Here is a 5,314-nt window from a genome sequence, read left to right as displayed (position 1 = left end):
ACCAACCTGCTGGCGCTCAATGCGGCGATCGAGGCGGCGCGTGCCGGCGAGTCGGGGCGCGGTTTTGCCGTGGTGGCCGACGAGGTACGCACGCTGGCGTCACGCACCCAGCAGTCGACCCAGGAGATTCGTCAGATGATCGACCAGCTGCAGTCTGGGGTGAAGCACGCCGAGTCACGCATGCAGCAGAACCGCGACAGCGCCAGCAAGACCGCCGAAGAGGCCGGGGCGGCGAACGAGATGCTGGTACGCATCCGCCAGGCGATCAGCCGCATCAACGACATGAACACCCAGATTGCCACCGCAGCCGAGCAGCAGAGCGCCACCAGCGAAGAAATCAACCGCAACACCACCACCATTCGCGACATCAGCCATGAGGTGGCCGCAGGCGCCCGGATTCAGGTGGACCAGTGCGCGGTGATGGTCGAGCAGGTGGGCCAGCAGCACCACCTGCTCGGGCGCTTCAACGTGTGAAGCGCGTGCTTCAGGCCTTGAGCGTGGCCATGTCGATGACGAAACGGTACTTCACGTCACCGGCGATCATGCGGCTGTAGGCTTCGTTGATGTGCTGGATGTCGAGCATCTCGATATCGCAACTGATGCCGTGCTCGGCACAGAAGTCGAGCACTTCCTGGGTTTGGGCAATGCCGCCGATCAGCGAGCCGGCCAGCACGCGGCGCTTGAGCACCAGGTTGGCGGCGTGCAGCGGTGGCTCGACCGGTTCGATCAGGCCGACCAGGATATGCACGCCGTCGAACTTCAGGGTTTCGAGGTAGGGGTTCAGGTCATGCTGCACCGGGATGGTGTCGAGCAGGAAGTCGAAGTGCCCGGCCACGGCCGCCATCTGCTCGGCGTCGGTCGACACCACCACGTGGTCGGCGCCCTGGCGACGGGCCTCTTCGGCCTTGCTCGCCGAGCGGGTGAACAGCGTGACCTCGGCGCCCATGGCCTTGGCCAGCTTGATGCCCATGTGGCCCAGGCCACCCATGCCGAGAATGCCGACCTTGTGCCCGGCCTTGACGCCGTGGTGCTTGAGCGGCGAATAGGTGGTGATGCCGGCGCACAGGATCGGTGCGGCGCTGGCCAGGTCCATGCCGGTAGGGATGCGCACCACGAAGTGCTGGTTGACCACGATGCTGTTGGAGTACCCGCCCATGGTGTTGCTGCCATCGACCCGGTCCGGGGTGGCGTAGGTCATGGTCGGGCCTTCGAGGCAGTACTGTTCCAGGTCTGCGGCGCAGGCTTCGCAGTGACGGCAGGAGTCGACCATGCAGCCCACACCGACCAGGTCACCGACCTGGTAGCGGCTGACGGCGTGGCCCACGGCGGTGACCTTGCCGACGATCTCGTGGCCCGGCATCAGCGGGTAGACGGCGATGCCCCATTCGTTGCGGGCCTGGTGGATGTCAGAGTGGCACACGCCGCAATAGAGGATTTCGATCGCCACGTCGTCGGCGCGTGGGCTGCGCCGCTGGAAGGTCATGGGGGCGAGGGGCGTGGTGGCTGACTGGGCAGCGTAGCCGATGGCGGTGTACATGGTGAACCTCGCAAAGCAATGACAGTAGAGGCTGCGCATTGTCCGCGCGGGCGGGCAGGCTGCCCACCGGCAATCCTCTGGCTGTCGTGCCTGATCCTCCGGATTCTGCCGTTGTGCTGATTGGCCTGGCCCTTTCGCTGGCAAGCCAGGTCCCACAGGTACTCCACAGGCCTCAAGGGCAGTGAGAACCCTGTGGGAGCTGGCTTGCCAGCGAAGGGGCCACCGCAGGGTCAGCCGGCTTCGCGCTCCAGCAACCGATAGATCCGCTCATCCTGCGCATGCGCCACATTGAAGCGCAGCCACGGCACCACCCGCGCATCGGGCATGAACAATTGCCCGGGCGCGAGCAGTATCTTCTGCTCGCGTGCGCCCATGGCCAGCGCGGTAGCGTCCTCGATCAGCGGGTGCCGCGCCCACAGGAACAGGCCGGCATGCGGCTTGGTGAAGATCTGCATGCCCGCCGCCTCCAGCTTGTGCGCCACGGTTTCGTGGGCCTGCGCCAGGTTGGCCTGCAACTGTTTCACATGCTTGCGGTGGCGACCTTGCAGCAACACATCCAGCGCCAGTTCTTCGGCAATCGCCGAGGTGGTCAGGCCGCTGACCAGCTTGAGCGGTACCAGCTCGTCGATCAGGTCGGCATGGGCCGCAATGAACCCCACCCGCAAGGCCGGCGCGATGCTCTTGGAAAAGCTGCCCACGTAGATCACCCGCGACAACTGGTCCATGCCAGCCAGGGCCTGCTGGCCGGAGGGGTCGAGGTCGGCGTAGATGTCGTTTTCGACGATCAGAAAATCGTACTGCTGCGCCAGCAACAGCAAGCGGTGCGCCACCGCCAGTGACAGGCTGGTGCCGGTCGGGCATTGCAGGCGGGTATTGGTGAAGAACACCTTGGGCCGATGCGCGCGGATCTGCGCTTCGAGCACGTCCAGGTCGATACCCTCGCGGGTGCGCGGCACGCCCAGCAGTCTGGCGCCTTGCAGACGCAAATTGAGAAACAGGTTGTGGTAGCCCGGTTCGTCCACCAGCACGCTGTCGCCACGGTGCACCAGGTAGCGCACCAGCAGGTCCAGCGCATGGCTGGCGCCGCTGGTCAGCAGGATCTGTTCGGGGTGGGCATTGACCCGGGTGTCGAGCAGTTTCTCCGCCATCCGTGCACGCAAGGTGGCGCACCCCTTGGCATGCCCGTAGCCGCAGAATGCGCTCGGTTCGCGTCGGCTCAGGGCACGCAGGCTGCGCTGCACGCCGTCCTCGTCGGTCCATTGCTCGGGCAGCAGGCCGATGCCGGGGCGCAATTCCATGCCCATGGGCTGGAAGACCTTTTGCAGCAGCAGGTAGGCGTCGAAGTCGAAGGCATCGTCGCTGGCACTGGCCTGCACCTGCGGGGCAGGGGTGTCCGGCCCGCTGCGCACATAGAAACCGGCGTTGCGCACCGCGCTCAGGTAGCCCAGCGCGACCAGCCGGTCATACGCCTCGACGGCGGTGAAGTGGCTGACCTTGTAGGTTTGCGCGAACTTGCGGATCGACGGCAGCTTGGTGCCGGGGCTCAGGCGCTGCTCGTTGATCGCCAGGCTGATGCCGGCAACGATCTGGTTGACCAGCGACTGCGGCGAGCTGGCATCCAACAACATCATAGAAAACATCCGTCCGGGCGAGGTGTGTCGCGGTGGGTGTACTGGTGAAATCACCATAACAGCGGTGGCGCAACGGGCGCCTTGTGTTCATGGTGGGCCGCGCGGGTGTACTGCAAGATCCGTCTGTTGCCGCCGGGCCAGGTGCCCGCAACATACCATGAACAAGGAGGCGCGATGCACCACCACCCCCCTCAGATCGACCCGCAGCAGGTCTCGCCCGAAGAGTGGCAGACGCGCTGCGACCTGGCAGCGCTGTATCGGCTGCTGGCGCACTTTCGCATGACCGACCTGATCGATACGCACATCTCGGCGCGCGTGCCGGGCGAGCCGGGGCATTTCCTGATCAACCGCTATGGTGTGCTGTTCCATGAGATGCGCGCCTCGGACCTGATCAAGATCGACCATCAGGGCAACACCATCGACCCGCGCTACGATGCCGGCAGCGTCAACCGTGCCGGTTTCAATATCCATTCGGCGATCCACGCGGCGCGCCCGGACCTGAGTTGCGTGGTGCACACCCACACTGCCGCCGGCATGGCGGTGTCGGCCCAGGAGCAGGGGCTGCTGCCGATCACCCAGCATGCGTTGAAGTTCTATCGCCGGCTCGGCTACCACGATTACGAGGGGATTGCGCTGAACCCGGCCGAGGGTGCGCGGTTGGTGCATGACCTGGGCCCGCACCTGGCGATGATCTTGCGTAACCACGGGCTGCTGGCCGCCGGGCGCTGCATTGCCGAGGCCTTCAACCAGATCTACTTTCTGGAGCGCGCCTGCCAGGCGCAGGTGCAGGCGCTGGCGGGCAACCGGCCATTGCGCATCCCGCCTGAAGACGTCTGTGAGTTGACCGCACAGCAAAATGACGCCGAATACGACCAGCAGTTGCACCTGCTGGCCTGGACCGCGGCCTTGCGCCTGATTGCCGGTGATCCGGTGGATTACCGCAGCTGAAGAGCGACCACATTCAAAGGTCGCCCAGCCTGTTGCCCACTCTGCCAAAACCAATAAATTACAGAGGTAGACATGAAAACCAGAACCTTAGCCGCCGTGCTGCTCAGCGCTTTTGCCACGCACCTGATGGCCAGCGAAATGACCGTGATTTCGTTCGGTGGTGTGAGCAAGGATGTACAGACCGAAGCCTTCTACACACCCTTCGCCGCCGCCACCCACAGCAAGGTGGTGGCCGGTGAATACAATGGCGAGATGGGCCGTATCAAGGTCATGGTCGACACCCGCAGCGTCAACTGGGACGCGGTGCAGGTCGAGAGCGCCGAGCTGATCCGTGGCTGCGAGGAGGGCCTGTTCGAGCGCCTGGACACCGACCGGATTGGCCAGGAGGCCGACTTCGTGCCTGGCACCCTGTCGGAGTGTGGCGCGGGTTTGCTGGTGTGGTCGATGGCGCTGGCCTACAACGCCGACAAGCTGGCGCAGGCGCCGACGGGCTGGGTGGATTTCTGGGACACGCAGAAGTTTCCCGGCAAGCGCAGCCTGCGCAAGGGTGCCAAGTACACCCTGGAAGCGGCGCTGATGGCCGATGGCGTACCGACTGCCGACATCTACAAGGAACTGTCGACCGCGGCGGGCGTGGAGCGTGCGTTTCGCAAGCTGGACCAGATCAAGTCCGATATCCAGTGGTGGGAGGCCGGTGCGCAGCCGATGCAGTTTCTGGCCAGCGGCGACGTGGTCATGAGCACGGCGTTCAATGGCCGGGTGTTCGCGGCGCAGGAGTCTGGCGCCAATGTGCGCACGGTGTGGAAGGGCAGCATCTACGCGATCGATTCGTGGGCGATCCCCAAGGGCAGCAAGAACAAGGTCCTGGCCGAGCAGTTCATCGCGTTCTCGTTGCGCCCGGAGAACCAGAAGATCCACACCGCCAAGCTGGGCTATGGCTCGACCAACCTGCACACCGCCGACCTGCTTGACCCGGCCCTGGCCGCGCGGCTGAACACCGCGCCGGACAACCTGGCGCAGGCGATGCCGATGGACAGCGAGTTCTGGGTCAACCATGGCGAGGACCTGGAGCAGCGTTTCAATGCGTGGGTGGCCAAGACCCACTGAGTAAGGGCTGCTTGGCAGCCCTTACGCTGGCAAGCCAGCTCCCGCAGGACTATCACTGGCCTCCAAATCAGTGCTTTCCCTGTGGGAGCTG

Annotated in this window: 5 protein-coding genes; 3 read left to right on the top strand and 2 right to left on the bottom strand. The window is 64.8% G+C overall.

The window, feature by feature from the left end; all coding sequences use genetic code 11:
- A partial coding sequence (locus G3436_RS19470) for a methyl-accepting chemotaxis protein (protein WP_243667223.1) occupies positions 1-474 on the top strand: 474 nt, incomplete at its 5' end.
- Between the two features lie 10 nt (positions 475-484).
- On the opposite strand, the gene G3436_RS19465 is transcribed toward G3436_RS19470, so the two are convergent.
- Positions 485-1,537, bottom strand: a complete 1,053-nt coding sequence (locus G3436_RS19465; protein ID WP_163948258.1) for an NAD(P)-dependent alcohol dehydrogenase — start codon at positions 1,535-1,537, stop codon at positions 485-487.
- 230 nt (positions 1,538-1,767) lie between these two features.
- On the bottom strand, positions 1,768-3,168 hold the full coding sequence (locus G3436_RS19460) for an aminotransferase-like domain-containing protein (protein WP_163948255.1): 1,401 nt from the start codon (positions 3,166-3,168) through the stop codon (positions 1,768-1,770).
- 174 nt (positions 3,169-3,342) lie between these two features.
- Between G3436_RS19460 and G3436_RS19455 the strand changes: the two genes are divergently transcribed.
- Both G3436_RS19455 and G3436_RS19450 read left to right on the top strand, forming a co-directional pair.
- The gene (locus G3436_RS19455) at positions 3,343-4,116 is read left to right on the top strand and encodes a class II aldolase/adducin family protein (protein WP_163948254.1); all 774 of its coding nucleotides are present in this window, start codon (positions 3,343-3,345) and stop codon (positions 4,114-4,116) included.
- A gap of 72 nt (positions 4,117-4,188) precedes the next feature.
- Positions 4,189-5,223, top strand: a complete 1,035-nt coding sequence (locus G3436_RS19450; RefSeq protein ID WP_163948252.1) for an ABC transporter substrate-binding protein — start codon at positions 4,189-4,191, stop codon at positions 5,221-5,223.
- Positions 5,224-5,314 lie beyond the last annotated feature (91 nt).

It is taken from the genome of Pseudomonas brassicae (assembly GCF_010671725.1).
Taxonomy (GTDB): domain Bacteria; phylum Pseudomonadota; class Gammaproteobacteria; order Pseudomonadales; family Pseudomonadaceae; genus Aquipseudomonas; species Aquipseudomonas brassicae.
This window is presented reverse-complemented; position numbering and strand designations above follow the sequence as displayed.

Coding starts and splice junctions, on each gene's coding strand:
- G3436_RS19465 (WP_163948258.1), bottom strand. CDS start 1,537: ATGTACACCGCCATCGGCTACGCTGCCCAGTCAGCCACCACGCCCCTC.
- G3436_RS19460 (WP_163948255.1), bottom strand. CDS start 3,168: ATGATGTTGTTGGATGCCAGCTCGCCGCAGTCGCTGGTCAACCAGATC.
- G3436_RS19455 (WP_163948254.1), top strand. CDS start 3,343: ATGCACCACCACCCCCCTCAGATCGACCCGCAGCAGGTCTCGCCCGAA.
- G3436_RS19450 (WP_163948252.1), top strand. CDS start 4,189: ATGAAAACCAGAACCTTAGCCGCCGTGCTGCTCAGCGCTTTTGCCACG.